This window comes from Flavobacterium johnsoniae UW101 (genome assembly GCF_000016645.1).
In the GTDB taxonomy this organism is placed as follows: Bacteria; Bacteroidota; Bacteroidia; order Flavobacteriales; family Flavobacteriaceae; genus Flavobacterium; species Flavobacterium johnsoniae.
In genome coordinates, this window is record NC_009441.1 from 2811020 (window position 1) to 2837152 (window position 26133).

The following is a 26133-nucleotide window of genomic DNA, read 5'->3' on the forward strand; positions in this document are numbered from 1 at the left end:
TTTTTAAAAGGATTTATCATGAAAACAATTGCCCCAGCTCTTGAAGTGATAACTAACTCATACGGAAGTTCTTTTACCTACACGAAACACGCCGAAAAGACCAATAGCAAAGCTCATTTATGGCATTATCATCCTGAGATTGAGTTGGTTTATATAAACGGCGGGGCAGGAAAAAGACAAATAGGAAGCCATGTTTCCTATTACACAAATGGTAGTTTGATCTTGATAGGCTCTAATTTGCCGCATTGCGGTTTTACGAATGAACAAACGGGAAACGTAAACGAAACGGTTATTCATATTAAACCTGAGTTTTTGGGGAATGGCTTTTTTGGAGTACCGGAAATGAGAAAGATTCAAAATGTTTTGAGTCAGTCAAAAGGCGGAATTGCTTTTGGAGGCGAAACAAAAAAACAAATTGGAAAGAAAATAGAAATGATGGAGCATCAGCTTCCGTTCGAACGTCTGCTTACACTTTTAAGTATTTTGGATGAGTTAGATTCATCTGAAGAATACACAATGCTGAATGCAGATGGTTTTGCAATGGAGCTTCAAACTCAAGATAACGATCGTATGAATGTTGTTTTTAATTATGTAAAAGATAATTTTCAGCAGTCTATCGCTATCGACGAGGTTTCCAGCCTGGTAAGTATGACAACTCCTTCGTTTTGTCGTTATTTTAAAAAAATATCTAATAAAACATTTACTGAATTTGTAAACGAATATCGTTTGGTACATGCTTCAAAACTTTTGGCCGAAAAACCAATAAGTATAAACGAGGTTTGTTATGAAAGCGGTTTTAATAATTTCAGCCACTTTAGTAAATCGTTTAAACAATATACCGGAAAAAGCGCATCGCAATACCGCCACGAACACAAGATTATAATTAGTTAATATTTGTTAAAGGTTAAATTTTATCAGCCTCGAATTCATGAATTTAATTCATTGAATTCGAGGCTTTTCTGTTGCTAAAGAAAAATCATTTCAACCTGTGTAATCTGTGACAAAAAATCGAGGGGCTTTGTTCTTAGAAAATCAGTGAGATTTTTCATATAGTTATTCGGAAAAAAGTATATTTACATTCCTTTTAATCGAAAAAAACTATCAAAATGAAAAACCTTAAAATTTTACTATTCGCCGTTTTTCTGTGTCTTTCGTCAATGTCATACGCAGCAAAAGTAGACACTTTACAAATTGCAAGTGCAGCCATGAGTAAAACTTACAAAGCTGCAGTTGTTTTGCCAAATTCTTATGCTAAAAGTAAAACCGCTTTTCCAGTAATGTATTTACTGCACGGTGCATACGGACATTTTAGCGATTGGCTGAAAAATACGCCAAACAAAAAACTCGTTCAAAATTTATCAGATCAATACAATCTTATTATTGTAATGCCAGAAGGCGAGACCTTTAGCTTTTATCTGGATAGTCCGGTAAATAAAGAAAGTCAGTTTGAAACTTTTATTACACAGGAAGTAATTCAAAAAGTAGATAAAACCTACCGAACAATAAGTAATAGAAACGGAAGAGTAATTACAGGTCTGTCAATGGGAGGGCATGGTGCTTTGTATCTTTCGACAAGACATCCTGATTTATTTTGCGCGGCAGGAAGTATGAGCGGTGCAGTAGATATGGGTACAATGCTTAATCGTGAATCATCGGCTCAGGTCGTAAAATTAATGCAGCCTGTTTTTGGAGATAAAAGTGATAGTTCTGAAATGTACGCACAGCACGCTGTTATGGGAATGCTCGATAAAATAAAAGCAAACAAACTGCCTTTAGTTATAGATTGTGGTGTAGATGATTTCCTAATAGAGCCAAACAGAGAATTGCACCGCCGATTAGTATATAATAAAGTAGAACACGATTACACCGAACGTCCGGGTGCGCATACTTGGGACTACTGGGAAAATTCACTGCCATATCACGTTTTGTTCTTCAATAAAATTTTGCTTAAAAATCAAGTAGTTACTAAGAAATAGGTAAAAAATATCGAATTTTTAAACCTTAAGATTTTTTTTGGTTTGATTTTTGGAATACCTTTATAGTACAAACCTTAAAAAAGATAATATTATGAAAAAGATACTTACACTATTCGCAGTTGTTGGGTTAATTGCATTTACAAGCTGTGAAGGGCCAGAAGGGCCTCCGGGACAAGATGGAGGAGTTTTGCTTCCTTATGTTTATGAAATGAATAATGTTAATTTTGCTGGACCAGATTTTGCTGTTACCAGTACACCGTCAGGTATGTTGTCTGGAGATAATGTTTTGGTGTATGAGTTAGTTAGTGCTCCAAATGCAGTAGACAGCTGGGCATTGTTACCTCAGATATATTACTTTAATGATGGTTTAGAAACTGCTCAGTATAATTTTAACTTTTCTAAAAATAGAGTTACGGTTTTTATTGATGGAAGTTTGAGTGATTTATCTCAGTTGCCAAGTAGTTTTAGACTTGGAAAAACATTTAGAGTTGTTATTATTCCTGGAGATGACGGGTTAAATGCAAAAAAAGCAAAAGCTGATTATTCAGATTATAATGCTGTAATTAAAAAATATAACATTGATGATAGCAATGTTAAGCAATTAAACTAATTCTGAAATGAATTAATAAAAAAAAAAGGAAATCTTACGATTTCCTTTTTTTTATACCTAATATATTAGAACTATTAATGCTGATCTAAATCAGAATCAGTTAATACTTTTTCTTTTCCGAATTTAAGCGAAACCAAGATTCCTACTAAAAGTGAAAGTGCAATAAATCCTAAAGATGCCCATTCTGGAACGTGTATCCAATCGTGTAAAAGCATTTTTAAACCAACAAAAGCTAAAATGGCAACTAAGCTATATTCTAAATAACTGAATTTTGCCAGCATATTTGCCAGGAAAAAATACATAGAACGTAATCCCAGAATTGCAAAAATATTAGAACTGAATACTAAAAACGGATCTTTAGTAATAGCAAGAATTGCAGGAACACTATCTACAGCAAATAAAACGTCCATTACCTCAATTACAATCAAAGCTACGAAAAGCGGGGTAGCGGCTTTTTTTCCTTTTTCGGTTAAAATGAAAAATTTCTCACCATCCATTTCTGATGTAATAGGAATAATTTTTCCTAAAGCTTTGTAAACAAAAGAGTCTTTTGGGTGAAAGTCTTCTTCTTCGCCGGAAAATAACATTTTTACGGCTGTAAATATTAAGAAGATTCCAAAGATATAAGTAGTCCACGCAAACTTATTGATAAGCATTACTCCGAAGAAAATCATTAATCCGCGGAATACAATTGCGCCCAGAATTCCCCAGAATAAAACACGGTGTTGGTATTTTTGCGGGATTTTAAACGATGCAAAAATGATCGCAATTACAAAGATATTATCGACACTTAAAGATAACTCGATTAAATAACCGGTAATAAACTTCATTGAAGCTACTGCAGGTTTTAAACCATCAGGGTTTTCGATATAATCTGTAGTGTAAAGCCAATAAATTACTCCTGAAAAAAGAAAGGATAAAGTAACCCAAATTAAGGTCCATTTGCTGGCTTCTTTGGTGCTTATAATATGAGGTGTTTTGTTAAATACACCTAAATCTAAAGCAAGAATAAAAACTACGGCCAGCAAAAAGAGAGTCCAGACTATCATGTTGATTTTTTTAAATGATTTACAAAGATAAGTTTTGATGTTTAACTTAAAAATTAAATTTAGTCCTAAAATTAAGGAATATTTGTTATTTGTAAAATGTTAATTATTATAGAGTTATGAGGTTTCTGTGTGTGTAAAATTCAAAATGTTTTTAAAATTTGCAGAGTTTAATGCATAAAAAAATGCCAGCAAGAATGCCGGCATTTTTATAATATATTGTAAGTTTTGAATTATAGAGCTGATTTAACAGTTTTGATAATTCTAGCAGCAATTTTGTAAGGGTCTCCGTTTGAAGCTGGTCTTCTGTCTTCCAGCCATCCTTTCCATCCTTTTTGAACAGTCATTAAAGGAATTCTGATAGAACATCCTCTGTCTGAAACTCCATAAGAGAAATCGTGAATAGAAGCTGTTTCGTGTTTACCAGTTAAACGTTGGTCATTGTAAGCTCCGTAAACTGCGATGTGCTCAGCAGTAACAGGACGGAAAGCTTCGCAAATTCTTTCGTAAGTAGCCTGGTCTCCACATGTTCTTAAAACTTCGTTAGAGAAGTTAGCATGCATTCCAGAACCATTCCAGTCTGTATCTCCTAGAGGTTTTGGGTGATATTCAATATAGTAACCATATTTCTCAGTTAAACGGTCTAATAAGTAACGAGCAACCCAGATTTCGTCTCCTGCTTTTTTAGCACCTTTAGCGAATAATTGGAATTCCCATTGTCCGCAGGCAACCTCTTGGTTGATTCCTTCAAAGTTGATTCCTGCAGCGATACATAAATCAGCGTGTTCTTCAACTAATTTTCTACCGTGAGTGTTTTTTCCACCTACTGAACAGTAGTACATCCCTTGTGGAGCAGGGTATCCTCCAACTGGGAAACCAAGTGGAAGTTGTGTTTTAGTATCCATGATGAAATACTCTTGTTCGAAACCAAACCAAAAATCATCATTATCATCATCAATTGTGGCTCTTCCGTTAGATGGGTGCGGAGTTCCATCAGCATACATAACTTCAGACATTACTAACCATCCGTTAATACGAGTTGGATCTGGATAGATTGCAACTGGAACTAATAAACAGTCAGAAGATCCACCTTCAGCTTGTTTTGTTGACGAACCGTCAAATGACCAATTTCCAAGTTCTTCTAATGTTCCTTTGAAATTTTCGTGCTCTTCAACTTTAGTTTTACTTCTAAGATTTTGAGTTGGTTCATATCCGTCTAACCAAATGTACTCTAACTTAATTTTAGCCATAATAATATAAATTTATTTTTTTTGTTTTTTCGCTGGGTCAAATATAGATTTATTTTTTTAGTCCTAAAAATTAGGGGGCTATTTTGTTTTATGAAGTACTATTTTTTTGAGAAGCGCAATTTTGGCAGGGGTATATTTTAAAAAAAGTAATTTTTAACGCTATAAAAAAATAAATTCGTAAAAATATGGTGTTGTTTTTGAATTTTAGGGTTAAGAAATTATGAAAAAATGTTTATTTAATGAATAATATTGAGGTTTTTTGTTATATTTCTTTACATCATCTTTATTATTCTTTAAAAAAAGCTTCATCTGTTGAAAAATCCTCGTATAAAAATCTCGAATTTAAGTTTAAAACAGGGTTATTTATTGTTTATATTTGTCGATCATTTTTCAATGAAAATTATTACGAATTTTTAAAATTATAGACATGTCAACATTACGTTTCCAAGCGCTAAAAGAAGCTTCTACCAGAAAGCCGGTGCATTTTGAAGAAATTGATAGAAAATCTAATCTTTTTGGTTCAAATGTGTTTAATGAAAAAGCAATGAAGCAGTATTTAACTTCTGATGCTTTAAAAGGAGTAAGAGATGCCATTCAACATGGAACGAAGATAGAACGAAAACTGGCAGATTATATCGCCATGGGAATGAAAGAATGGGCATTATCAAAAGGTGTTACACATTATACACACTGGTTTCAGCCGCTTACAGGAACAACAGCAGAAAAACATGATGCTTTTTTTGAAACGTCTTATGACGGCAATGAGTCTGTAGAAAAATTTGGCGGTGCACAATTAGTACAGCAGGAACCAGATGCATCAAGTTTCCCAAATGGTGGAATTAGAAATACATTTGAAGCAAGAGGTTATACAGCCTGGGATCCAACTTCGCCTGCTTTTATATATGGTACAACTTTATGTATTCCAACTGTATTCATCGCTTATACTGGTGAAGCTTTAGATAATAAGATACCTTTATTAAGAGCATTATCTGCAATTGACGAAGCAGCTACAGAAGTTTGTAAATATTTTGACAAAAACGTAAAAAAGGTAACGGCAACATTAGGATGGGAGCAGGAATATTTCCTGATCGACAAAGCTTTGGCAAATTCTCGTCCAGACTTAATGATGACAGGAAGAACCTTATTAGGTCATACTTCTGCAAAAGGACAGCAGTTAGACGATCACTATTTTGGATCTATCCCAACCCGCGCGCTTACTTATATGAGAGATTTAGAGCAGGAATGTATGTTATTGGGTATTCCGGTAAAAACGCGTCATAATGAGGTTGCGCCAAATCAGTTTGAGTTAGCACCAATTTTTGAAGAAACAAATCTTGCTGTAGATCATAACTCTTTATTAATGGATGTAATGCAGAGAGTAGCAGAACGTCACGACTTTAAAGTATTATTTCACGAAAAACCATTTAAAGGTGTAAACGGTTCTGGTAAACACAATAACTGGTCGCTGGCAACAGATACAGGAGTTAATTTATTGAGTCCGAGCAAAACGCCAATGAGCAATTTACAATTTTTGACTTTCTTTATTAATACAATAAAAGCAGTAAACGATAACGAAACTTTATTAAGAGCTTCTATCGCAACAGCAAGTAACGATCACAGGTTAGGAGCAAACGAAGCGCCTCCGGCAATTATGTCTGTATTTATTGGAGCGCAATTAACAAAAGTATTGTCTGAGTTAGAAAGTGTAACAACAGGAAAACTTTCTCCAGAAGAAAAAACAGATCTTAAATTAAATGTAGTTGGGAAAATTCCAGACGTATTATTAGACAATACAGATCGCAACAGAACTTCGCCTTTTGCTTTTACAGGAAATAAATTTGAGTTTAGAGCCGTAGGTTCAAATTCAAACTGTTCAAACGCAATGACCACTTTGAATGCGATTGTAGCAAAACAATTAATAGACTTTAAAAATGAAGTAGAGAACCTAATTGAGTCGAAAGACATGAAAAAGGACGATGCTATTTTTAATGTTTTAAGAGAATACATCAAACAATCTAAAAAAATCCTTTTTGAAGGAGACGGTTACAGCGAAGCTTGGGAAAAAGAAGCAGCAAAAAGAGGCTTAAGCAACTTTAAAACTACTCCGGAAGCTATTAAGGCAAAAGTATCAAAACAAGCTTTGGAGTTATTTGCTGAACTTGGAATTTTTAACCACGTTGAAGCCGAAGCCCGTTACGAAATTGAATTGGAAGAATACACAAAGAAAATCCAGATTGAAGGCAGAGTTTTAGGTGATATTGCCAGAAACCATGTAATTCCAACAGCAATTCGTTATCAGAATACTTTAATTGAAAATGTAAAAGGTTTAAAAGAAATCTTTGGAAAAGAATTTGAAACCATTGCAAAAGAACAAATTACTTTAATAAAAGAAATTTCAGGTCATATTGAAGGAATCAATTCTAAAGTATTGGCAATGACTAATGAAAGAAAAAAAGCAAACCAATTGACTGATGCCCAAAAAATGGCCGAAGCATATTGCAATAAAGTAAAACCTTATTTTGATGAAATTCGTAATCACTGTGATAAATTAGAATTATTAGTTGATGACGAAAGCTGGACACTAACAAAATATAGAGAATTACTGTTCACGAAATAAGTTATATACTTAGAAATGTTAAAAACCTGTCTTGATAAAGACAGGTTTTTTTATGATAAAATGAAAAATTGGTCTAATTGATACTCATTTTAATAAATGTTAGCCCTTAAATGTAAATAAATTGTAATAATAAAGTAATTTCCTACTTAAATTTTTCGTCGTTTTAGTAGTTCATCGAGATAGTTTTACATTTCATCGAAAAGAAGTTAAGTAATTGGAAAATAGCTAATTCTACATGAATCGTGTATCAATAAGTTTTCTAATTTTGGTCAAGAGAAAAGGAAATAAAGATTCAATTTTTGTTTTCAAATGAAGATGTAAAGCCCCCAGACTTTCCCCCCAAATCAAAACCTGCATAATAAGTTGTATTAATAACCAATTAAATATATTTATTATGAAAAAAGTAATTCTAAGCATCTCAGCGATGCTGTTTGTGGGAGTAGCGGCAATCGCTCAAGGTAACACTTCATCAGTGAACCAAGTCGGAAATTCTGACACCGGTATTGTGAATCAAAACGGACAAACAAATGATTCTAAAATTGACCAGTTAGGAGATTCAAACAAATCAGAAGTTTATCAGGGAATTCAACCGGCAACTTACAATGCAGTAAACAATAAAGCTGATGTAAAACAAGACGGTAACAGCAATGGTGCATTTATTTCTCAAAGCAACCATGATAACCAAGCTTATCAAACTCAAAAAGGAAACAGCAACTCTGCTACAATCTGGCAAGATCAAATTGTTAATGCACCAAGCTCAACTGGTGGATTTGACAAAGCCTGGCAGACACAAACTGGTAACAACAACACTGCAACTGTAGATCAAGGTACTACTGGTAACGAAAAACCAACGGGAGCTCCTTTTACAGCTGCTCAAATTGGACATGTGAATGGTGTAGCTGTTCCGGTTGGTCCTCACAGCAAAAATGAGGCTACTCAAACTCAAAAAGGAGATAATAACGTAGCTTATGCCAGCCAAGGTGGTGTTTCTAACAAATCATGGCAGACACAAACTTCTCCAAGCGGTACTACTGCAGCAAACAAAAATGTTTCAAACCACTATCAATATGGTGATGAAAACCAAGCTACATCTGTACAAAACGGTACTAAGTTAACAGAAAACACATTACAGATTGGAAACAAAAATACAGCAACTGTAACTCAAACTGGTGCAGCACACAGCAGTATTGCTTTCTCTAAAGGAAACATGAATGTAATCACTGTTACTCAAAGCAACTAAGGGTTAAAATACAAATGTGATAGTCGTAGAACGGCTATCACATTTTTTAATTTTAAATGTATCAAGATGAAAACTTTCATTCTCTCTATACTATTATTAATTCTTTACTGTCCTGCCTTTTACGGCCAGAATAATAAAGAAGACAATTCACAATTCAGCCATTACAGTTCCTCACTTTTTAATTCAAAAGAAACCGCAATGAGCGTGGTTTCGGTTTTAGATAAAAAGGAACAAAATGAGCTAAACTCAAAAATCCAGCCTGGTGTTCAAATTCAGCAGATTGGAGATTTAAACAAAGTAAAAGCCAATTTACAATCAAATGAAACCAAAGTTTCTGTTGACCAAAAAGGAAATGTAAACGAATTGCTTTTGGATAAAAAGGCCAAAACGATTACACAAAATATGATTCAAAAAGGAAACAATAATAAAATTTCTGATTTTACATTAAACACAAATTATAATGTAAATATGGAAATGATTCAAAAAGGCGATAATCAAAACATTCAGAATATTGGAACCAATTCCCTTTCAAAAAACATGAAAATTACACAAACAGGAAATGGAGCTTCAATAATTCTTATTAATAAATAAATTGAAACATGCGTTTTTTAAACAGACATACTATAACCTTAGTCCTTTTTTATACTACTATGGCTTTCTTCGGGCAGGTCCCGCAGGACAAAATAAAAGCTAAAATTGAAGTAGAAAACATTGAAGGAAATGTAAAAATTACCGGTACAGCCGAGAATCTCACCGATGTTATGAGAAGTGCTGCATACAGGTTGTCTGTTATAAAAAATAATAATAAAAGTAATAATCAGTCAAATAATGACCAGATTGGAATATTTACCCTGCAGCCAAATGAAATACAAAAACTGTCAACCTCTCAAATCAATCTTCTTGAAGATGATGAAGTAATTGTACTGCTTTTGTTTTACGATGAAAACAAGCAGATAATTGCAAAAGACCGCGTGGTTTTGGGTGAAGAAAAAAAAAAGAAGATCCAATAATTCTTCCTGCTGACGGATTTGTTTTGCGGGGAATTATTACAGATGATACCAAAACCAAAATGGGAAAAGATTTTTATGACAGGTATTATTACAAGTACAATGATATTGGAATCAACGCTGATAAAATAGTCACAATAGGTGAAGAATATAGTTTTGCGAGAAACACCGCTATAACCGTTTCTATAGATAACGAAGTTATATACGAGTTTCTGGCCAGACCAGACGACGAATTTTTAGACGCTGTTGCAGAAGAATCTGTAAATGCAACCTTCACTTATTTGAAAGAAAAAGAAAAAGAGCGCAAATATTTCACTCAGTATTAATTTTATTATTAACGACATGAAATTTATATCCATCCTCGCAGTATTCCTGCTTATTTCTCCATTTATAAATGCGCAGGCTTTAGTTTATAAACCTGTAAATCCTGCATTTGGCGGAGACACTTTTAATTATCAATGGCTTTTGAGCAGTGCCGAGGCTCAAAATAAGCAAAAGGATAAAACAGCCGAAACAAAAGAACAAACAGACCTAGAACGGTTTAAAGCCAATTTAAATTCGCAGCTCTTAAGTCAGATTTCGAGTACGCTTTATAAACAGCAATTTGGTACTGACGGTATTAAAGAAGGCTCTTATACCTTCGGAAGTTATTCTGTCGACGTTTATCCATCAGCAGATGGACTCACACTTAATATTTTAGATACTAATACAGGCGAACAAACTCAGGTAATCATCCCAAATCAATAACATGAGATTACATTACTACTTATTTATTCTGATCGCATTTCTTTTTGCGGGCTGCGGTGCTTATTACAATCAGCCGACCGGAGTGCAAAAAGCAATTTTGGGAGAAAGCACTCCTGCGACATCTTTATTAAAAGACCTGCCAAAACCAAAAGAGCAGGTTGTAGTTGGGGTTTATAAATTCCGTGACCAAACAGGACAATATAAACCGCAGGAAAACGGAAGCAGTTTTAGTACAGCCGTAACCCAGGGAGCAACTTCAATTTTAATAAAGGCTTTAGAAGATTCAAAATGGTTTATCCCAATTGAACGCGAAAACATTGGAAACCTGCTTCAGGAACGAAACCTTATTCGTGCTACAAGACAGGAATATGTAAAAAATGCCAATCCAAACGAACCACAGTTGACCCCATTATTGTATGCCGGAGTTTTGCTCGAAGGCGGTATTGTTTCGTATGATTCTAATATTATTACCGGAGGTTTTGGTGCTAGATATTTTGGTGCCGGAGCATCAGTAAAATACCGTCAGGATCGTGTTACCATTTATTTAAGGATGATTTCAACATCAAACGGAAAAATTTTAAAATCGGTTTATATCTCGAAAACCATTTTATCGCAGGCAATTGATGAAAGTTTGTTTCGATATGTAAATTTTAAAAGACTTTTGGAAGTTGAAACAGGTTATACAACAAATGAGCCCGTACACATGGCGGTTACCGAAGCCATAGAAAAAGCTGTAGAATCTTTAGTCTTAGAAGGACTTCAGGATAATATTTGGGAAGCCGATGCACCAAAATGGCAGGTCGATAATTTGATAAAAGCCTATAATGAAGAAAATAAAACTGCCGATGTAACAGGACTTTACGGAAGAGTTTTAGAAAACAGAAGAGGCAAATATGCCATAGAAGTTTCGGGAGGAGCTGCTTTAATGGACGGAGATTATCGTGATCCGCTTTTAAGACCTTTTGGGCGAGGTGCATTAAAATTCTTTTTAACACCTTCCTTTAATATAAGTGCTTCTACAAATGTTGTAAATCTGGCCAACAAAAATTTGCTCGATGTAGGATATATAACATACGATCTTAATCTGGAATGGATTTTACTTCCAAAAGACCGATTAACACCATATTTATATGGCGGCGGCGGACTTGCCATGAATCGGAAATTTGAAAACACATACGGAAAACTGCAGTATGGAGCGGGACTCGAATATTTGGTTTCAGACCAAATTGGACTAAAATTATTTGCTGAACAAAACATCAATTTTAGTGATAATGTCGATTATATAAAAGCCGGAACCAGAGACGATTATTATTACAAGTTTGGTTTTGGACTTACTTATTATTTTGGTAAAAAGAAGAACAAGTAAGGAGATCAAATCTGAAATATAAAATGAAATTTAAATTTAAAAAAAAGGAATAATGAAGTATTTATACAAAATAGCAAGTGTACTTTTTTTATTGTTTTTGGTTTCGTGCAGTGAAGAAAAAATAGGAGAGTCGGAGTTTGGAACCGTTACCGGAAAAGTAGTTTCGGCAGATACTTTTGAGCCGATGGAAAACGTAAAAATATTATCCAGCCCAACATCAAGTACCGTATTTACAGATGAAACCGGGAAATTTACAGTTTCAAATGTAAAAGTAGGCGAATATTCTTTTCAGGCTCAAAAAGACGGATATGTTGCAAAATTTGAAGCCGTAACCATTACAGCAAATAATACATCTGAAATTGTTTTTGAACTCAGTAAATCAACGGCAAATAATAAACCGCCAACAGTTCCGGTGTTAGTAAGTCCAATTGATAACAGTACAGCACAAGCTGTTTCGCTTGATTTAACCTGGACGGCTACAGATCCTAATAATGATGTGCTGACCTTTAAAGTAACGCTTAGAAATGACAGTAATAGTGATGTAAAAACTTTTGAAAATATAAAAGAGAAAAAAATAACCTTAACAGATCTTTTATTCGGAACAAAATATTACTGGCAGGTTGAGGTTAATGACGGTATAAATACACCTGTTTTGAGTACTATCAGCGCTTTTACAACTTTACAATTTCCAACAACACGTTATTTGTTTGTAAAAAAGATAAGCGATAACAATGTAATTTTTGCCGCAGATGATGCCGGAAAACAATATCAGTTAACCAGTTCCGATAAAAATTCCTGGCGTCCGAGGAGAAATAATCAGGCGCAAAAAATTGCTTTTATTGCCACAAACGGTTCGCAAAATGATATTTACACAATGAATTTTGACGGAACAGGAATAAAAAAAGTAACCAGTTCAGTGCCAATCGCAGGTTTCAATTCAGATTATATAGGTTATTCCTGGAATGCTTCGGGAAGTGAGTTTATTTATCCGAGTTTTGATAAACTGTACAGAATTAACAGTGATGGAAGCGGTTTAACCAAAATATTCCAAACACCAAACGGCAAATTTATATCAGAATGCGACTGGAGTGCCGACGGAACTAAAATTGCCTTAAAAGTAAATGATGCCAATGGTTATAATGCAGAGGTGTATGTTATTGATACTTCGGGTACGATAACAGCTTCAATACTTTCCGGACAACCAGGCGCAGTAGGCGGTTTAAATTTCTCTGTTACTGGATTAAAATTAATTTACACCAGAGATATAACCGGTTTTGAAAATTCGACTTACCGCCAGCTTGATACCAGAATTTTCGAATATAGTTTTGTAACATCATCGTCTTATCAAATTGTAACTGAGAAAATTTCGGGAACCAACGATTTGGATGTACGATATGCTCCAAACGAATCAGAATTAATTTTTACCAATACATCAAATGATGGTATTTCGGTAAAAAATATTCTAAAAACCAGTATAGGAGTTGCAAATTCCAGAGTTGTATTATTCTCCGGAACTTCAATGCCAGACTGGGAATAAAGAGAAAATACCATAATAACCAACATAATTTAATCGGAGAAAATCGGCAGTATTCAAAATCTGCCGATTTTTTTATGAATCATACAGACGAATCAATCGAAGAATTTAAAAAAAGGGATTATCTTTGCACCACATCAACACAAACTAATTTTCATGAGTTCAGATTCTAGCAAAAGATATGCACAAAGAGGTGTTTCGGCATCAAAAGAAGACGTACATAACGCTATAAAAAATATTGACAAAGGTTTATTTCCGCAGGCATTTTGTAAAATTGTCCCAGATTATTTAACTCAGGACAATGAGCACTGCTTAATTATGCATGCTGACGGAGCGGGTACAAAATCATCTTTAGCTTATATGTACTGGAAAGAAACCGGAGATCTTTCGGTTTGGAAAGGAATTGCTCAGGATGCCTTAATCATGAATATTGACGATTTGTTATGTGTTGGCGCAACAGATAATATCTTGCTTTCTTCAACTATTGGAAGAAATAAAAACTTAATTCCTGCTGAAGTTATCTCAGCAATTATTAACGGAACAGAGGAATTAATAAACGAATTAAAATCATTTGGCGTAACAATTCATTCAACAGGAGGAGAAACTGCTGACGTTGGAGATGTTGTTCGTACCATTATTGTAGATTCAACTGTTACCGCTCGTATGAAACGTGAGGATGTTGTAGACAATGCTAATATTAAAGCTGGAGATGTAATTGTTGGTTTGGCTTCTTTTGGTCAGGCTTCTTACGAAAAAGGATATAACGGAGGAATGGGAAGTAACGGATTAACTTCTGCCCGTCATGATGTTTTTGGTAAATATTTAGCAAAAAAATATCCTGAAAGTTACGATGCAGCTGTTCCAGAAGAATTAATTTATTCTGGTCAGGTAAATTTAACCGATGCTGTTGAAAACAGTCCAATAAATGCAGGTCAGCTGGTACTTTCACCAACAAGAACTTACGCACCAATTATCAAGAAAATTTTAGACAAATACACACCAAAAGACATTCACGGAATGGTGCATTGCAGCGGTGGTGCGCAGACTAAAATTTTACATTTCGTAAAAGACTTACACGTTATAAAAGACAATTTATTTCCGGTGCCGCCATTGTTCAAGTTAATTCAGGAACAATCAAAAACAGATTGGAAAGAAATGTATCAGGTTTTTAACTGCGGTCACAGAATGGAGCTTTACGTTCCGGAAAATATCGCACAGGATATTATCGAAATTTCAAAATCATTCAATGTTGATGCACAAATCGTGGGTAGAGTAGAAGCTTCAGATTCTAAAAAACTTACAATTACAAGCGAATACGGAACATTTGAATATTAATTTTTAAAGTTACAAAGGTTCAAAGGTTCAGAGTTGCAAAGACTTTGAAACTTTTAAAATAATTATTAAATTTAGAGATGCATAATTGTGCATCTCTATGTTTTTTTAACACATTATATTATGTACGAATTACTTTTTTGGAAATATCTGGACGAAATTTACCTGAACAATCAGGAAGTTTATGAAGCGCTTGTAGAAAAACAAGATGTTGAAGGTCTTGCAGTACTTCAAATTGAAGTAATCGTAAACAGAATTAATTCTGTCTTTTCAGATTGGGAAAGAGTTGACGATAACAGCTGGAAAAATCCAAAAGGAAAAGGCGCATTTCAAGTTATTACAACACCGCAGAGTATAAAAATTGACTGCTACGGGACAGAAGGTAAAACCATGAATAAATTAGTAGATATCATGGAAGAATTTAAATGTCCGCTTTACGATCCGCAGGTTCCGGAACGTTATGATGAAATGAGTGAATAAGTTTTCTCAAAGATTTTCAAAAAACATAAGCCATGTCAAAATCAAATTTCAGTTTTTCGGATAATATAATTTTAGAAGACGATGCTGTTTTACTGCGTTCACTTCAAGAATCAGACGTAGAAAATTTACTTGAAATTTCGATCAACGAACCAGAAACCTGGAAATATTCCTTAGTGGGTGCTGACGGAAAAGAAAATTTGATCCATTATATTCAATTGGCAGTTAAGGCAAGAGAAAACCAAAAAGAATTTCCATTTATAGTTTTCGATAAAAAATCCCAAAAATACGCTGGTTCAACACGTTTTTATGATATCAACCTTGATTTTCAAACCTTACAGTTAGGATATACCTGGTACGGATCTGCGTTTAGAGGAACCGGACTAAATAAACACTGCAAATATCTATTACTACAATTTGCTTTCGAAACCCTTGGAATGGAACGAGTAGAATTCCGCGCCGATAATAATAACGAACGTAGCATTGCCGCAATGAAAAGCATTGGCTGTAAAGTAGAAGGCGTTTTAAGAAGCCACATGCCAACACGAGACAGCGATGTTCGCCGAGATTCTATTGTTTTAAGTATTCTAAAAAATGAATGGTTCGATGAGGTAAAAGAAAATCTAGAGAAAAAACTTTATAGAATTAACAATTAACAATTAACAATTAATTCTTATCCGTTTTTCAATAATAGATTCTGTTCTTTTCTTAATTTGATTAGTAATTGATCGATATTTAATTTAATCTTTTGTGGTAAAGAATTCCAATTTGCATCTTTTTTAAAACTTCTGCAATAGTCCAAATCACATTCTACAGCACGAATAACATATTTTTTGTTATTGTAAATTGTAATAATTTTTACTCTCCTGATTTCTCCATATTCCGTTCTCGTTCCGTAAACAATTACCGGATCAATATAACCATCGCCGTCAATATCTTTAGTGCTGCAGTATTTTGTCCAAAACCAGATATTAGTTTCTTTCGGTTCATAATCTTCAAGCAAATCATTTATTCTCCATTTTTCTAAAAAACCACCATGATCATTCATGACACAAATCGCCTGAATTTTAGTGTTTAAAGTATCTTTTTTCGAAATATTTTTTTGATTTTCGGTTAAAATCAAATTCGTAACGCCGCCTTTATCGCTGTATTCAAAAGCTCGATAAATAGGAAAATCGGCAATCTCATTAAGTTCTCTTTGAGCAATTTGTTCTTTTGACAGTTTATAGCTTTCGGTTTTTTGAGAAAAAGTAAATACAGAGTATAAGAGAAACAAAAACAGCGTTATTTTTTTCATTTGGGCATTTATTAGAAAAATCAAAGATATTTAAACCGAATTTGATTTTACTATTTGTAAGTTTTTAAATTTGTATATCAATATTTTTAAATTTTATACCTGATTTTAAAAGATCGATAATTAGCAGGAATGATTCTTCAATTATGTAATCATTCAAATTGTCATATAAATTCCAATTGTTAGATGATATTATTTTGAATTTACTTTGATTTAATTCAGGTCTAGGAGCGAATTTTTTTTCGTTAATTCCCCATACAATTTCTTTGCTAAATGGAACCGAAAGAAATATAGAATGACTTCTTATTGATAATGAAGATGTTGTTGTTCCTTTTTTGTAAATTCCATTCCAATTACCTTTTCCCAAAAGTATATAAAATTCAATGGTCCATTCTGGCAGCTCATTTATGAACTTATATTCATTTGCTATTTCATTAATGCGTTTCTCTAATAATAATCTTTCATTGTGTAGATTAGGAAAATCAATTATTGCAGGACTTATAACTACTTTTAGTTTCATTATTATACTTTTTTCAAAGATATTAAAAACATAGGAAAATACTTACTTTTAGTTTATCAAGTAGTTTAAAATTTAAATTTTTAAAAAGGCTAATTTTATTGTAATTTTCTAGACTTAAAAAAACTTAATAAAACCACATGAATATTCTGCTGCAATCTAATTTTCGTTTTATAATTGGAGTTTTACTATTTTCTTTTACAGTAAACTGTAATGCGCAAAAAAAGACAGACAATAAAAATTTAATTCAATATGTTGATCCAATGATTGGAACGGCAAAAATGGGACATACTTATCCTGGTGCAACAGTTCCGTTTGGCAGTGTGCAGTTAAGTCCGGAAACCGATACAATTGCGTATAGTTTAAACGGAAAATACAATGGAGAAGTTTATAAATACTGTGCGGGATATCAATATGAAGATAAAACCATTGTAGGATTCAGCCACACACATTTTAGCGGAACAGGCCATTCAGATTTAGGAGATTTTCTAATTATGCCAACCACAGGAAAACTGCAATTGAATCCAGGCGTGGCATCAAAACCATTGTCAGGATATCGATCAGCATTTTCTCATTCAACAGAAAAAGCAGAGCCGGCTTATTACAGCGTTCTTCTGGAAGATCACAATATTAAAGCAGAACTTACTGCAACAACCAGAGTTGGAATGCATCAATACACATTTCCAAAATCAGATGATGCCCATATTATTCTCGATTTAACTTCTGGAATTTATAATTACGATAAAAAGAATGTTTGGACTTTTGTGCGTGTAGAAAACGATACTCTGATTACAGGTTATCGCCAAACAAACGGCTGGGCAAGAACCAGAACGGTTTATTTTGCCATGTCTTTTAGCAAACCAATAAAAAGCTACGGACAGGCTGTGCAGGAAAAAAGCGTTTACAGAGGTTTTTGGGGAAGATTTGATCAAACAAAAAATTTCCCTGAAATGGCAGGACAAAACCTGAAATTGTTTTTTGATTTTGATACCAATGAAGGAGAAAAAATTAAAATTAAAATGGCTTTATCGCCTGTAAGTTCTGCAGGAGCCTTAGAAAACATGAAAAAAGAAACTCCAAACTGGGATTTTGAACAAGTTAAAAAACAAAGTCAGGAAGTATGGAACAAAGAATTGAATAAAATTCAGGTTGAAACCATTCAAAAAGAAGATTTGGTAAACTTTTATACCGCAATGTATCATGCTTTTCTTGGCCCGACAGAATACATGGATTTAGACCGAAATTATAAAGGTTTGGATATGAATGTTCATAAAGCTGAAATCTTTACCAATTATACCAGTTATTCACTTTGGGATACTTATAGAGCATTACATCCATTCTTTAATATTGTACAGCCTAAAAGAAATGCCGATATGGTAAGTTCAATGCTGGCACATTCTGATCAAAGTGTGCATAAAATGCTGCCAATTTGGTCACATTATGCTAACGAAAACTGGTGTATGATTGGGTATCATTCCGTTTCGGTTGTGGCAGATGCCATTGTAAAAGGTAATGTTAGTTTTGATGCCGAAAAAGCGCTTCAGGCTTGTGTTAATACAGCAAAAGTACCTTATTATGACGGATTAGAATATTATATGAAAAAAGGATATGTTCCTGAAGATAAAAATGGTTCATCTGTTTCTAAAACCTTAGAATATGCTTATGACGACTGGGCAATTGCACAGGCAGCAAAGAAACTGGGTAAAACAGACGTTTATAATGAATTTATCGAAAGATCTAAAAATTATAAAAACGTTTACGATGAGAAAACCGGATTTATGCGTCCTAAATTAAACGACGGAACTTTTAAAAAAGAATTTGATCCGCTTGATACACACGGACAGGGATTTATTGAAGGAAATTCATGGAATTACAGTTTGTATGTACCGCAGGATCCCGCAGATATGATTAAAATGATGGGAGGAAATGAGAAATTTAAAATTCGTCTAGATTCACTTTTCAATATGCATTTACCAGATAAGTATTTCGAAAATACAGAAGATATTACAAGAGAAGGAATTATTGGAAATTATGTTCATGGAAACGAACCTTCGCATCATGTTGTTTATTTATACAACTGGACAGATTCGGCTTGGAAATCGCAAGACAAAATTAGAATGATCCTGAAAAAAATGTACAGAAATGGGGCAGATGGTTTAGGAGGAAATGACGATTTCGGACAAATGAGTGCCTGGTATATTTTCAGCAGTTTAGGATTTTATCCTGTTGCTCCGGGTTCTGATGAATATGCTTTAGGAAGTCCGCTTGTTAAAAAAGGTATTTTTAATTTAGAAAACGGAAAAATATTTGAAGTTGAAACCGTAAACCAGTCCAATAAAAATGTGTTCGTAAGTAAAGTTTTGCTGAATGGAAAACAGCTTGATAAACCATTTTTAAAACATGCTGATGTTATAAATGGCGGGAAAATTACGTTTTATATGAGTTCAAAACCCAATAAGAAACAATATCAAAATTAGTTTTATATTTGTCACCCTGAGCGTAGTCGAAGGGTTTTTGCAACGAAAAAGGGCTTCGACTTCGCTCAGCCTGACAGAAAGATTTTTCAGCCGGACAAGAGAACAAAGATTAAATTAGTATAATTCGTGAATTCGTGGCAAATAACAAAAAACTTCACGAAATTTGCACTTCAAATAAAGACAATAAAATATGAAAATAAATTTAAAATCAGGAATTGATAAACTGCTTTTCGGAATGAAGCAGAACGATGTTACAGCTGTTTTAGGAAAACCTGATAAAAACTATAAAGATGAAGATGACAATGTGATTTTTGTATACAATGCACACAAAATCAGATTGACATTTTATGAAGAAGAAGATTTGAAATTAGGCTATCTTGTGGCTTCTAGCAATGATCTGGAAGTTTTCGGATTTAAATTAATTGGAAGAAAAATTGCCGATGTTAAAAAAGATTTTGCTGCAAAAGGAATCACAAAATACAATCAGGAAACTTTTGATACTTTCGAAAACTATTTCAATGAAGACAACTGGTTTATTCTTCAAACAGAATTTGATGAGGTTGTAAAATTCGAAATAGGAGCGATCATCAATAATAAAGATGAATTTGACTGGAAATTTCCTGTGAAGAAATAAACTATTTTTTTGTCAGGCTGAGCGAAGTCGAAGCCCAACCCAATGCAGATTTAACTTGCGAAGGCTTCGACTTCGCTCAGCCTGACAACCTTAATAAAGTTCCAGTATAAAAAAAACCGACAATCACTTGTCGGTTTTTTTATGGGTTAGAAAGGATTATCCTTTTAACCATGCATTTTTAATTTTGTCTTTTGAAGCATCAGTCGCTTTAAAAGTTTCAGTTTCTTCAAACGGAAGTTTAACGGTTCCTTTTATGGTTTCTTCTTTACCGCCGCGTTTTACTTTTAAAGTAATAGGATCATTTTCTTTCCAGTTTTCACTTTCAGTAATAAGATCATAAATGTTTTCTAAAGAATATGCTTTGTTGTTTACTGCTAAAATTTTATCGCCTCCTTTTAAGTTAAGATTTTTAAAGAATGCACTTGGTTCAATATCAGAACGAACAGCAATTTCTTTTGTTTGTTTATCAATTGTGATGTATGGAGTTTGACCTTTTAAGAAAATTGGACCTGCCTTTTTTTCTTTTGATTTTGTTACTCCTGCTTTAGCCAGATAAAAATCGTAAGGAATTGGTGTAGTTCCTGCTACATATTTGTTTAGGAATTCGCCCACTTCAGGATAAGTTAAAGACGTTATTTTAGCAAAAAGCTCATCATCATTAAATGGTTTATTAACGCCATATTCTTCAGAAAGTTTGTGCATTAAATCAAGAATCCCTCTTTCTCCGTTGCTTTTTTCTCTAATGATAATGTCAATGCACATACCTATTAAAGCACCTTTTTGATATACATTTAAGTATTGATCTTTATATGGCTGCTCTAATACATTTTTACTCATTACAGTAAATGACATAGTATCATCTAAAGTTTTTGCCTGCTCAATTTTATCAGCAATACGAGAATAGAACTCAGCTTCATCAATTAATCCCTGATTAATTTGGAAAAGGTTGGCAAAATACTCTGTTACACCTTCATACATCCATAAATGTTCAGACATTTTTGGTGCGTTATAATCAAAATACTGAATTTCTTTTGAGTGAATGGTTAATGGAGTTACAATATGAAAGAATTCGTGAGAAACCACATCTTTCATAGATTCTACCAGTTTTTCTTTCGGCATAGTCTCAGGAAGTACTACTGTAGTTGCTGTTGGGTGTTCTAAAGCTCCAAAACCGTGTGCATCGTCTTTAGCCATGCTTGATAAGTACAGTAAAACGGTATATTTTTTAGTAGAGTTTACTTTTCCTAAAAAGTTTTTCTGAGCCGTCATCATTGTTTTCATTTCCGGAGTAATACTTTCTGCAGTAAATTTTCCAGTTGGAGAATAAACCGCAATTAAAATATCCATTCCGTTAACGTTAAATGTTGTATAATCTGGTTTAGAATACATAATTGGATTTTCTACCAATACCGCATAACGAGGTGTTGTAAAAACATCGCTTGTTTTGCTTGCATCTTCATCTGTCATTGAAGTTGCTCCCCAAAGTGTTTCAGGATGTGTAATGGTCACTTTGTAAGGAACTTCTAAATTATCTTTAAAATAACCTACAAAACCATGTGTATTTACCATGAAATTTACACCTGCATTGATATTTGTTCCCGCTGGAGAGAAAACATCATCATTACCAAATCCGGTTCCTTTTTCAGTATCAAAAGTATCATTAACTAAATAGGTAATTTTTGCCAGCGCTTTTGCATTTGAAATAGACCATGAATTATCGTCAAGTCTTTTTACAGTTAAAGGATTTCCTTTAACATCAAATGCTTTAAAATCTTCAGAATATTTTCCGTAGTTGTCTGTAGAATACGTTCCTGGGACTGTTTTTGGAATGCTGTAAACGATTTCATCTGTTTTAATTTTTGGCGGTGTTACCGTTACTAAAACCTTATCATCTTTTACATCAGTTAAATTAATATTAACATCTACCACATTGCTTTTTCCAGCAGTGCTACCTGTTTTACAGCTCCAAAGCGTTACGGCAAGAGCTAATGTGTAAAGTATTTTTTTCATTTGTTTATGTTTAGTTATGTGTATTGGACTTAAAAATTGTTTAAAAGTTACAATAAATTTAAAAATATAAAAAAAACTCCCGAAATCAGGAGTTTTAATCTTAGTCAAATTTATTTTTTATATAATATTTTCCGTCCAAATCTTCGTCAAAATCATCAATTTTAATTGGTTTTGGTTTAGGTTTATTTGCAATAGCCTTCTTTTTCCACATCTCAAATTTTTCAAGAGGCATTTTCTTTTTCATGATTTCAAGAACTTCTTTTTCTGCCAATCCAAATTCTTTTTTTATAATTTCAAATGGATTTCTTTCTTCTAAGGCTAACGAAACAAGTTTTTCCGTTTGTTCCCAATTCAACTCTTTGCGGTTACTCTTTTTCATCTCGTGAAAATTAATTCAAAATAGAGGGTTAATGATTAATAGATTGATTTTCATTTTATATATCAATATTAATAAAAAAAATAATTAGTTGTTTCGATGGACTATAATTTTTTTTATTGATTTTTAGTGTTTTTAACAGATCTGGATTTTTGAAACGGAATTTGAAGTAAATTTTTTAATTCGTTGTTTTCTTCACGCTTCATGTGCGTATCTACGCCATAAATTAACTGATCTTTTGGTAAAGTGGTAAATGTGCCGAAAAGCCTGTCCCAAACCGAAAAAATATTACCATAATTACTGTCTGTATAAGGTAAAACATAATGATGATGTACTTTGTGCATATTAGGAGAAACAATAAAATAGCTCAGAAAAACATCTAATTTATGTGGCAGGGAAATATTAGCATGATTGAATTGTGAGGCAACCACAGAAAGTGACTGATAAAGAAAAACCATCCACATAGGGCTTCCTACAATTAAAACGCCAAGTGTAGTAAAAGCGAAACGTATTACGCTTTCGCCGGGATGATGCCGGTTTGCTGTTGTGGTGTCAATCCAGGTATCGGTATGGTGTATAAGATGAAAACGCCACAAAAACTTTACTTTATGTTCGATTAAATGTACTAAATAAGCGCCTATTAAATCCAATAAAAGCAAACCTATAATGGTATAGAGCCAAATTGACATTTGAGGAAGCCATTGCAGAATTCCAAAATGATTTTCTGTTGTCCAGGCAGCTGTTTTTATTAGAATAAAAGCCAGAATAAAATTTACGATAATTGTGGTAATGGTAAAGAAAATATTGATTCCGGCATGATGCCATTTTTTGTACTGCATTTGAAACAGTGGAAATGTATTTTCAATTAACCAAAAAATGGTAATACCGCCCACTAAAATTAAGCTCCGGTGTGAAGACGGAATAGTACTGAAGTAAGAAATAATTTCGTTCATAACAATTAGATTTGAGTTAGAAAGAAGCTTTTCCTTTTTGATTTTATCTAAAGAAAAAGAGAAAACCTAATATAAATATATCTGATTTTCTCTTTAAATTTTATAATTGGTTAAATATTTTTATGCTTTTTTTATCAAACTGATAATAAATAATAATATCCAGGCACCTCCTACAGCAATTAAAATCTGCCATAAAAGTCCGCCGCCGCCAATACCAAGTTTGCCTGCCAGCCATCCGCCAAATATACCGCCAATTATTCCAACAATTATATTACCAATTAGTCCGAAACCTGCACCTTTCCAAATTTGGCCAGCCAGCCATCCCGAAATTGCTCCAATAAGTAAAAAATATAAAAAACTCATGATATAATAAATTTTGTTTTAGTTTGTATGATCTTGTGTATGATTTTGTAATAATGATTTGTAAATAAATCCGGCTGTAATTGCGCCTAAAATCGGTGCTGCCCAAAACACCCAAACCTGAGTAAGAGGCGTTCCGCCTACAAATATAGCCTGAGATAATGATCTGGCAGGATTTACAGATGTATTGGTAATTGGAATACTAATTAAATGAATTAAGGTTAAGGCAAGACCTATTGCTATGCCGGCAAATCTTCCGTTTGCAAACTTATCTGTAGCACCTAAAATTACCAGTAAGAAAAATAAAGTCAATACAAATTCGGCAATAAAAGCAGCCTGAAATGAATATCCATCAGGAGAAAAAGCACCAAAACCATTTGAGGCAAAAGCTCCGGCTTTAGTATTATCAATTACAAACCCAGCTTTTCCAGATGCAATTGTATATAAGGTTCCTGCTGCTGTTATTGCACCAACACACTGGGCAGCAATGTAAGGAAGAAGATCTTTGGCAGAAAATCGTCCGCCAGCCCATAAACCAAATGAAACAGCAGGATTAAAATGTCCGCCTGAGATGTGCCCAACGGCATAAGCCATTGTTAAAACCGTTAAACCAAATGCCAAGGCAACACCAGCAAACCCAATTCCCAGAGTAGGATATCCGGCAGCAAAGACAGCGCTTCCGCATCCTCCAAAAACCAGCCAATAAGTTCCGAAGAACTCAGCAAATAATTTTTTCATAATAAAATAATTTTAGATTAATAGATTTGATTGTTAAAGGGTATATTGGAATGCCCAAATAATCAAAACTAATTGTAAGGGCAAACGTACAAATAAAATCCATTTTGGCAAGTTAAAACCTGCTTTTTTATTTTGAAACATATAAAGATTTGCAGGGAATATCGCGATTAAAAGTGCAATAATTCCCCATGCGGCATATTGTGTTGTAAGGGTAAACATCAGTAAGATGCCTAATACAATTTCGGCAATACCGCTTACAGCATTTATTAATTTTGGGCTTTTAAAAAAAGGAGGAATGATTTTGATGTACATTCCGGGATTACGAAAATGATTGAATCCGGCAAGTATATAAAGTATCGCCATTAAATATAAATGCCAGGGTAAGTTCATGATAGTTAATTATTTATAACGAAATTATAAAAAAATTAACACTTATTGCATTACAAGGCAGTTTTTTTTAATAAGGCGCAAAAAATCTTAAATTTTACGTTTGAAATTTATATTCATGATAATGATTGCAAGAATGATCAGAATAATTCCGATCCATTGCGTAAGAATTACTTTTTCATTCAAAAGAACAAATGCCATCATAACAGAAACCGGCAGTTCCAGAGCCGAAACAATACTTCCTAATCCAATTCCGGTTAACGGGAAACCTAAATTCATAAGGATTGGAGGAATTATAGTTCCAAACAAAGACAAAATAATTCCCCATTTTAGGAAAATTGCCAGATTGAAAGGTGTAACCTGAGTAATAAATCCAAATGTAAATACAATGATAGAACCTCCTAAAAGCATAAATAAGCTTCTTTGTGCTGGTGAAATTTCGGTTGCTACACGATTGGCAGTAAACATTGTTGTTGTAAAAGAAGCTGCAGCTAAAACACCCCAGACAATTCCTCTCCAGTCAAGCGCGATATCATTTTTAAGAATATTTGTAGCTAAAACAGTTCCAAAAAGAACTATAAAAACAGCAATCACTTTTTGCTTTGAAGGTAATTTTTTTTCTAAAATCATTTCCAGTAAAACTCCCATCCAAACAGTCTGCATTAATAAAACGATTCCAATAGAAACCGGAATAAATTTTACTGCCAGATAATAAAACAAACTCGTCATTCCTAACGATGTTCCGGCAAGCATTAAACTGAAAATATTTTTTGGAGTAGCTTTTACTACTTTATCTTTATTTTTTAATTTTTGAAAGGTATTAATAATCAAAACGCCGATAATTCCAAGTATAAATTGAGATGTTGTTACCTCTGCTGTAGTATATCCTTCTGAATAAGCCATTTTTACGAAAGTAGCTAACATTCCGTAAGTTGTAGCTCCTAAAGCAACTAAAATTACCCCTTTTAATACGTTGTTTTGTGACATTTTGATTGTTTGTTTTAAAAAATTCAAGCCGGCAAAGGTAAGCTATTTTATTTAGGAATTAATAGAAAATATACGCAAACGTTATCATTGTGCCTGCCTGAAGTGCCTTATTTGGTTTTACTTTAAAGATTTAGCAGAATACGGAAATAAAAAAGCCGTCAACTTTTAATTGACGGCTTTTTATATATTTTAAGTAAA

The 26133-nt window shown here is 33.5% G+C and carries 27 protein-coding genes and 1 pseudogene; 17 read left to right on the forward strand and 11 right to left on the reverse strand.

Going from position 1 to position 26133, the window contains the following annotated elements; translation table 11 throughout:
- Positions 1-18: 18 nt before the first annotated feature.
- The 3 genes from FJOH_RS12165 to FJOH_RS12175 all read left to right on the forward strand — a co-directional run bounded on the left by FJOH_RS12165 (position 19) and on the right by FJOH_RS12175 (position 2586).
- Positions 19-891, forward strand: coding sequence for an AraC family transcriptional regulator (locus tag FJOH_RS12165; protein WP_012024406.1), 873 nt, complete (start codon positions 19-21; stop codon positions 889-891).
- Between the two features lie 215 nt (positions 892-1106).
- On the forward strand, positions 1107-1976 hold the full coding sequence (locus FJOH_RS12170; protein ID WP_012024407.1) for an alpha/beta hydrolase: 870 nt from the start codon (positions 1107-1109) through the stop codon (positions 1974-1976).
- Positions 1977-2067: 91 nt separating this feature from the next.
- Positions 2068-2586 (forward strand): hypothetical protein, encoded by a 519-nt coding sequence (locus FJOH_RS12175; RefSeq protein WP_012024408.1) that lies wholly within the window; start codon positions 2068-2070, stop codon positions 2584-2586.
- 74 nt (positions 2587-2660) lie between these two features.
- Here the strand turns inward: FJOH_RS12175 and FJOH_RS12180 are convergent, their stop codons facing one another.
- Together FJOH_RS12180 and FJOH_RS12185 are read right to left on the reverse strand one after the other, a co-directional pair.
- Complete coding sequence (locus FJOH_RS12180) at positions 2661-3635, reverse strand: TerC family protein (protein ID WP_012024409.1); 975 nt, start codon at positions 3633-3635, stop codon at positions 2661-2663.
- 230 nt (positions 3636-3865) lie between these two features.
- On the reverse strand, positions 3866-4882 hold the full coding sequence (locus FJOH_RS12185; protein ID WP_012024410.1) for a glutamine synthetase beta-grasp domain-containing protein: 1017 nt from the start codon (positions 4880-4882) through the stop codon (positions 3866-3868).
- 427 nt (positions 4883-5309) lie between these two features.
- Between FJOH_RS12185 and FJOH_RS12195 the strand changes: the two genes are divergently transcribed.
- The 12 genes and pseudogenes from FJOH_RS12195 (at position 5310) to FJOH_RS12250 (ending at position 15858) form a co-directional block, all read left to right on the forward strand.
- Positions 5310-7499 (forward strand): glutamine synthetase III family protein, encoded by a 2190-nt coding sequence (locus tag FJOH_RS12195; RefSeq protein WP_012024411.1) that lies wholly within the window; start codon positions 5310-5312, stop codon positions 7497-7499.
- 394 nt (positions 7500-7893) lie between these two features.
- Positions 7894-8739, forward strand: a complete 846-nt coding sequence (locus FJOH_RS12205; protein ID WP_012024412.1) for a curlin-associated protein — start codon at positions 7894-7896, stop codon at positions 8737-8739.
- A 66-nt stretch (positions 8740-8805) separates the two neighbouring features.
- Positions 8806-9330 (forward strand): hypothetical protein, encoded by a 525-nt coding sequence (locus tag FJOH_RS12210; protein WP_012024413.1) that lies wholly within the window; start codon positions 8806-8808, stop codon positions 9328-9330.
- A gap of 8 nt (positions 9331-9338) precedes the next feature.
- Positions 9339-9749, forward strand: coding sequence for a hypothetical protein (locus FJOH_RS12215; RefSeq protein WP_012024414.1), 411 nt, complete (start codon positions 9339-9341; stop codon positions 9747-9749).
- 59 nt (positions 9750-9808) lie between these two features.
- The gene (locus tag FJOH_RS12220; RefSeq protein WP_052295185.1) at positions 9809-10072 is read left to right on the forward strand and encodes a CsgE family curli-type amyloid fiber assembly protein; all 264 of its coding nucleotides are present in this window, start codon (positions 9809-9811) and stop codon (positions 10070-10072) included.
- Between the two features lie 16 nt (positions 10073-10088).
- Positions 10089-10493, forward strand: coding sequence for a curli production assembly/transport component CsgF (locus FJOH_RS12225; protein WP_012024416.1), 405 nt, complete (start codon positions 10089-10091; stop codon positions 10491-10493).
- A gap of 1 nt (position 10494) precedes the next feature.
- A pseudogene (locus FJOH_RS27395) lies at positions 10495-11214 on the forward strand (CsgG/HfaB family protein); the annotation flags it as partial.
- 598 nt (positions 11215-11812) lie between these two features.
- On the forward strand, positions 11813-11881 hold the full coding sequence (locus FJOH_RS27400; protein WP_354017283.1) for a hypothetical protein: 69 nt from the start codon (positions 11813-11815) through the stop codon (positions 11879-11881).
- Positions 11882-11911: 30 nt separating this feature from the next.
- Positions 11912-13396: a carboxypeptidase regulatory-like domain-containing protein gene (locus FJOH_RS12235; RefSeq protein ID WP_012024418.1), complete on the forward strand. Its 1485-nt coding sequence runs from the start codon at positions 11912-11914 to the stop codon at positions 13394-13396.
- Between the two features lie 153 nt (positions 13397-13549).
- Entirely contained in the window at positions 13550-14728 is a 1179-nt protein-coding gene (locus tag FJOH_RS12240; protein WP_012024419.1) for an AIR synthase related protein, read from the forward strand.
- A 120-nt stretch (positions 14729-14848) separates the two neighbouring features.
- The gene (locus tag FJOH_RS12245) at positions 14849-15205 is read left to right on the forward strand and encodes a hypothetical protein (protein ID WP_012024420.1); all 357 of its coding nucleotides are present in this window, start codon (positions 14849-14851) and stop codon (positions 15203-15205) included.
- A gap of 32 nt (positions 15206-15237) precedes the next feature.
- Positions 15238-15858: a GNAT family N-acetyltransferase gene (locus tag FJOH_RS12250; RefSeq protein WP_012024421.1), complete on the forward strand. Its 621-nt coding sequence runs from the start codon at positions 15238-15240 to the stop codon at positions 15856-15858.
- 17 nt (positions 15859-15875) lie between these two features.
- Here the strand turns inward: FJOH_RS12250 and FJOH_RS12255 are convergent, their stop codons facing one another.
- Positions 15876-16499: a M949_RS01915 family surface polysaccharide biosynthesis protein gene (locus FJOH_RS12255; RefSeq protein WP_012024422.1), complete on the reverse strand. Its 624-nt coding sequence runs from the start codon at positions 16497-16499 to the stop codon at positions 15876-15878.
- Between the two features lie 64 nt (positions 16500-16563).
- Positions 16564-17016, reverse strand: coding sequence for an Imm9 family immunity protein (imm9, locus tag FJOH_RS12260; RefSeq protein WP_012024423.1), 453 nt, complete (start codon positions 17014-17016; stop codon positions 16564-16566).
- A 137-nt stretch (positions 17017-17153) separates the two neighbouring features.
- On the opposite strand from imm9, the gene FJOH_RS12265 reads away from it, so the two are divergent.
- On the forward strand, positions 17154-19490 hold the full coding sequence (locus tag FJOH_RS12265) for a GH92 family glycosyl hydrolase (RefSeq protein WP_012024424.1): 2337 nt from the start codon (positions 17154-17156) through the stop codon (positions 19488-19490).
- 190 nt (positions 19491-19680) lie between these two features.
- Positions 19681-20124, forward strand: coding sequence for a hypothetical protein (locus FJOH_RS12270; RefSeq protein ID WP_012024425.1), 444 nt, complete (start codon positions 19681-19683; stop codon positions 20122-20124).
- A 156-nt stretch (positions 20125-20280) separates the two neighbouring features.
- On the opposite strand, the gene FJOH_RS12275 is transcribed toward FJOH_RS12270, so the two are convergent.
- The 7 genes from FJOH_RS12275 to FJOH_RS12305 all read right to left on the reverse strand — a co-directional run bounded on the left by FJOH_RS12275 (position 20281) and on the right by FJOH_RS12305 (position 25935).
- Entirely contained in the window at positions 20281-22134 is a 1854-nt protein-coding gene (locus tag FJOH_RS12275) for a M61 family metallopeptidase (protein WP_012024426.1), read from the reverse strand.
- A gap of 100 nt (positions 22135-22234) precedes the next feature.
- On the reverse strand, positions 22235-22513 hold the full coding sequence (locus FJOH_RS12280) for a DUF2805 domain-containing protein (RefSeq protein WP_012024427.1): 279 nt from the start codon (positions 22511-22513) through the stop codon (positions 22235-22237).
- Positions 22514-22626: 113 nt separating this feature from the next.
- Positions 22627-23463: a sterol desaturase family protein gene (locus FJOH_RS12285; protein ID WP_012024428.1), complete on the reverse strand. Its 837-nt coding sequence runs from the start codon at positions 23461-23463 to the stop codon at positions 22627-22629.
- Positions 23464-23583: 120 nt separating this feature from the next.
- Positions 23584-23826: a GlsB/YeaQ/YmgE family stress response membrane protein gene (locus FJOH_RS12290; protein WP_012024429.1), complete on the reverse strand. Its 243-nt coding sequence runs from the start codon at positions 23824-23826 to the stop codon at positions 23584-23586.
- Positions 23827-23844: 18 nt separating this feature from the next.
- On the reverse strand, positions 23845-24561 hold the full coding sequence (gene aqpZ / locus FJOH_RS12295; RefSeq protein WP_012024430.1) for an aquaporin Z: 717 nt from the start codon (positions 24559-24561) through the stop codon (positions 23845-23847).
- Between the two features lie 33 nt (positions 24562-24594).
- Positions 24595-24951 carry a DoxX family protein gene (locus FJOH_RS12300; protein WP_012024431.1) on the reverse strand — a complete coding sequence of 119 codons (357 nt, stop codon included), beginning with the start codon at positions 24949-24951 and terminating at the stop codon, positions 24595-24597.
- 87 nt (positions 24952-25038) lie between these two features.
- Positions 25039-25935, reverse strand: a complete 897-nt coding sequence (locus FJOH_RS12305; protein ID WP_012024432.1) for an EamA family transporter — start codon at positions 25933-25935, stop codon at positions 25039-25041.
- Positions 25936-26133 lie beyond the last annotated feature (198 nt).

Coding starts and splice junctions, on each gene's coding strand:
- FJOH_RS12235 (WP_012024418.1), top strand. CDS start 11,912: ATGAAGTATTTATACAAAATAGCAAGTGTACTTTTTTTATTGTTTTTG.
- FJOH_RS12210 (WP_012024413.1), top strand. CDS start 8,806: ATGAAAACTTTCATTCTCTCTATACTATTATTAATTCTTTACTGTCCT.
- FJOH_RS12220 (WP_052295185.1), top strand. CDS start 9,809: ATGGGAAAAGATTTTTATGACAGGTATTATTACAAGTACAATGATATT.
- FJOH_RS12205 (WP_012024412.1), top strand. CDS start 7,894: ATGAAAAAAGTAATTCTAAGCATCTCAGCGATGCTGTTTGTGGGAGTA.
- FJOH_RS12265 (WP_012024424.1), top strand. CDS start 17,154: ATGAATATTCTGCTGCAATCTAATTTTCGTTTTATAATTGGAGTTTTA.
- FJOH_RS12290 (WP_012024429.1), bottom strand. CDS start 23,826: ATGAGTTTTTTATATTTTTTACTTATTGGAGCAATTTCGGGATGGCTG.
- aqpZ (WP_012024430.1), bottom strand. CDS start 24,561: ATGAAAAAATTATTTGCTGAGTTCTTCGGAACTTATTGGCTGGTTTTT.
- FJOH_RS12245 (WP_012024420.1), top strand. CDS start 14,849: ATGTACGAATTACTTTTTTGGAAATATCTGGACGAAATTTACCTGAAC.
- FJOH_RS12255 (WP_012024422.1), bottom strand. CDS start 16,499: ATGAAAAAAATAACGCTGTTTTTGTTTCTCTTATACTCTGTATTTACT.
- FJOH_RS12280 (WP_012024427.1), bottom strand. CDS start 22,513: ATGAAAAAGAGTAACCGCAAAGAGTTGAATTGGGAACAAACGGAAAAA.
- imm9 (WP_012024423.1), bottom strand. CDS start 17,016: ATGAAACTAAAAGTAGTTATAAGTCCTGCAATAATTGATTTTCCTAAT.
- FJOH_RS12240 (WP_012024419.1), top strand. CDS start 13,550: ATGAGTTCAGATTCTAGCAAAAGATATGCACAAAGAGGTGTTTCGGCA.
- FJOH_RS12285 (WP_012024428.1), bottom strand. CDS start 23,463: ATGAACGAAATTATTTCTTACTTCAGTACTATTCCGTCTTCACACCGG.
- FJOH_RS12275 (WP_012024426.1), bottom strand. CDS start 22,134: ATGAAAAAAATACTTTACACATTAGCTCTTGCCGTAACGCTTTGGAGC.
- FJOH_RS12195 (WP_012024411.1), top strand. CDS start 5,310: ATGTCAACATTACGTTTCCAAGCGCTAAAAGAAGCTTCTACCAGAAAG.
- FJOH_RS12270 (WP_012024425.1), top strand. CDS start 19,681: ATGAAAATAAATTTAAAATCAGGAATTGATAAACTGCTTTTCGGAATG.
- FJOH_RS12175 (WP_012024408.1), top strand. CDS start 2,068: ATGAAAAAGATACTTACACTATTCGCAGTTGTTGGGTTAATTGCATTT.
- FJOH_RS12225 (WP_012024416.1), top strand. CDS start 10,089: ATGAAATTTATATCCATCCTCGCAGTATTCCTGCTTATTTCTCCATTT.
- FJOH_RS12215 (WP_012024414.1), top strand. CDS start 9,339: ATGCGTTTTTTAAACAGACATACTATAACCTTAGTCCTTTTTTATACT.
- FJOH_RS12300 (WP_012024431.1), bottom strand. CDS start 24,951: ATGAACTTACCCTGGCATTTATATTTAATGGCGATACTTTATATACTT.
- FJOH_RS12185 (WP_012024410.1), bottom strand. CDS start 4,882: ATGGCTAAAATTAAGTTAGAGTACATTTGGTTAGACGGATATGAACCA.
- FJOH_RS12170 (WP_012024407.1), top strand. CDS start 1,107: ATGAAAAACCTTAAAATTTTACTATTCGCCGTTTTTCTGTGTCTTTCG.
- FJOH_RS12180 (WP_012024409.1), bottom strand. CDS start 3,635: ATGATAGTCTGGACTCTCTTTTTGCTGGCCGTAGTTTTTATTCTTGCT.
- FJOH_RS12165 (WP_012024406.1), top strand. CDS start 19: ATGAAAACAATTGCCCCAGCTCTTGAAGTGATAACTAACTCATACGGA.
- FJOH_RS12250 (WP_012024421.1), top strand. CDS start 15,238: ATGTCAAAATCAAATTTCAGTTTTTCGGATAATATAATTTTAGAAGAC.
- FJOH_RS12305 (WP_012024432.1), bottom strand. CDS start 25,935: ATGTCACAAAACAACGTATTAAAAGGGGTAATTTTAGTTGCTTTAGGA.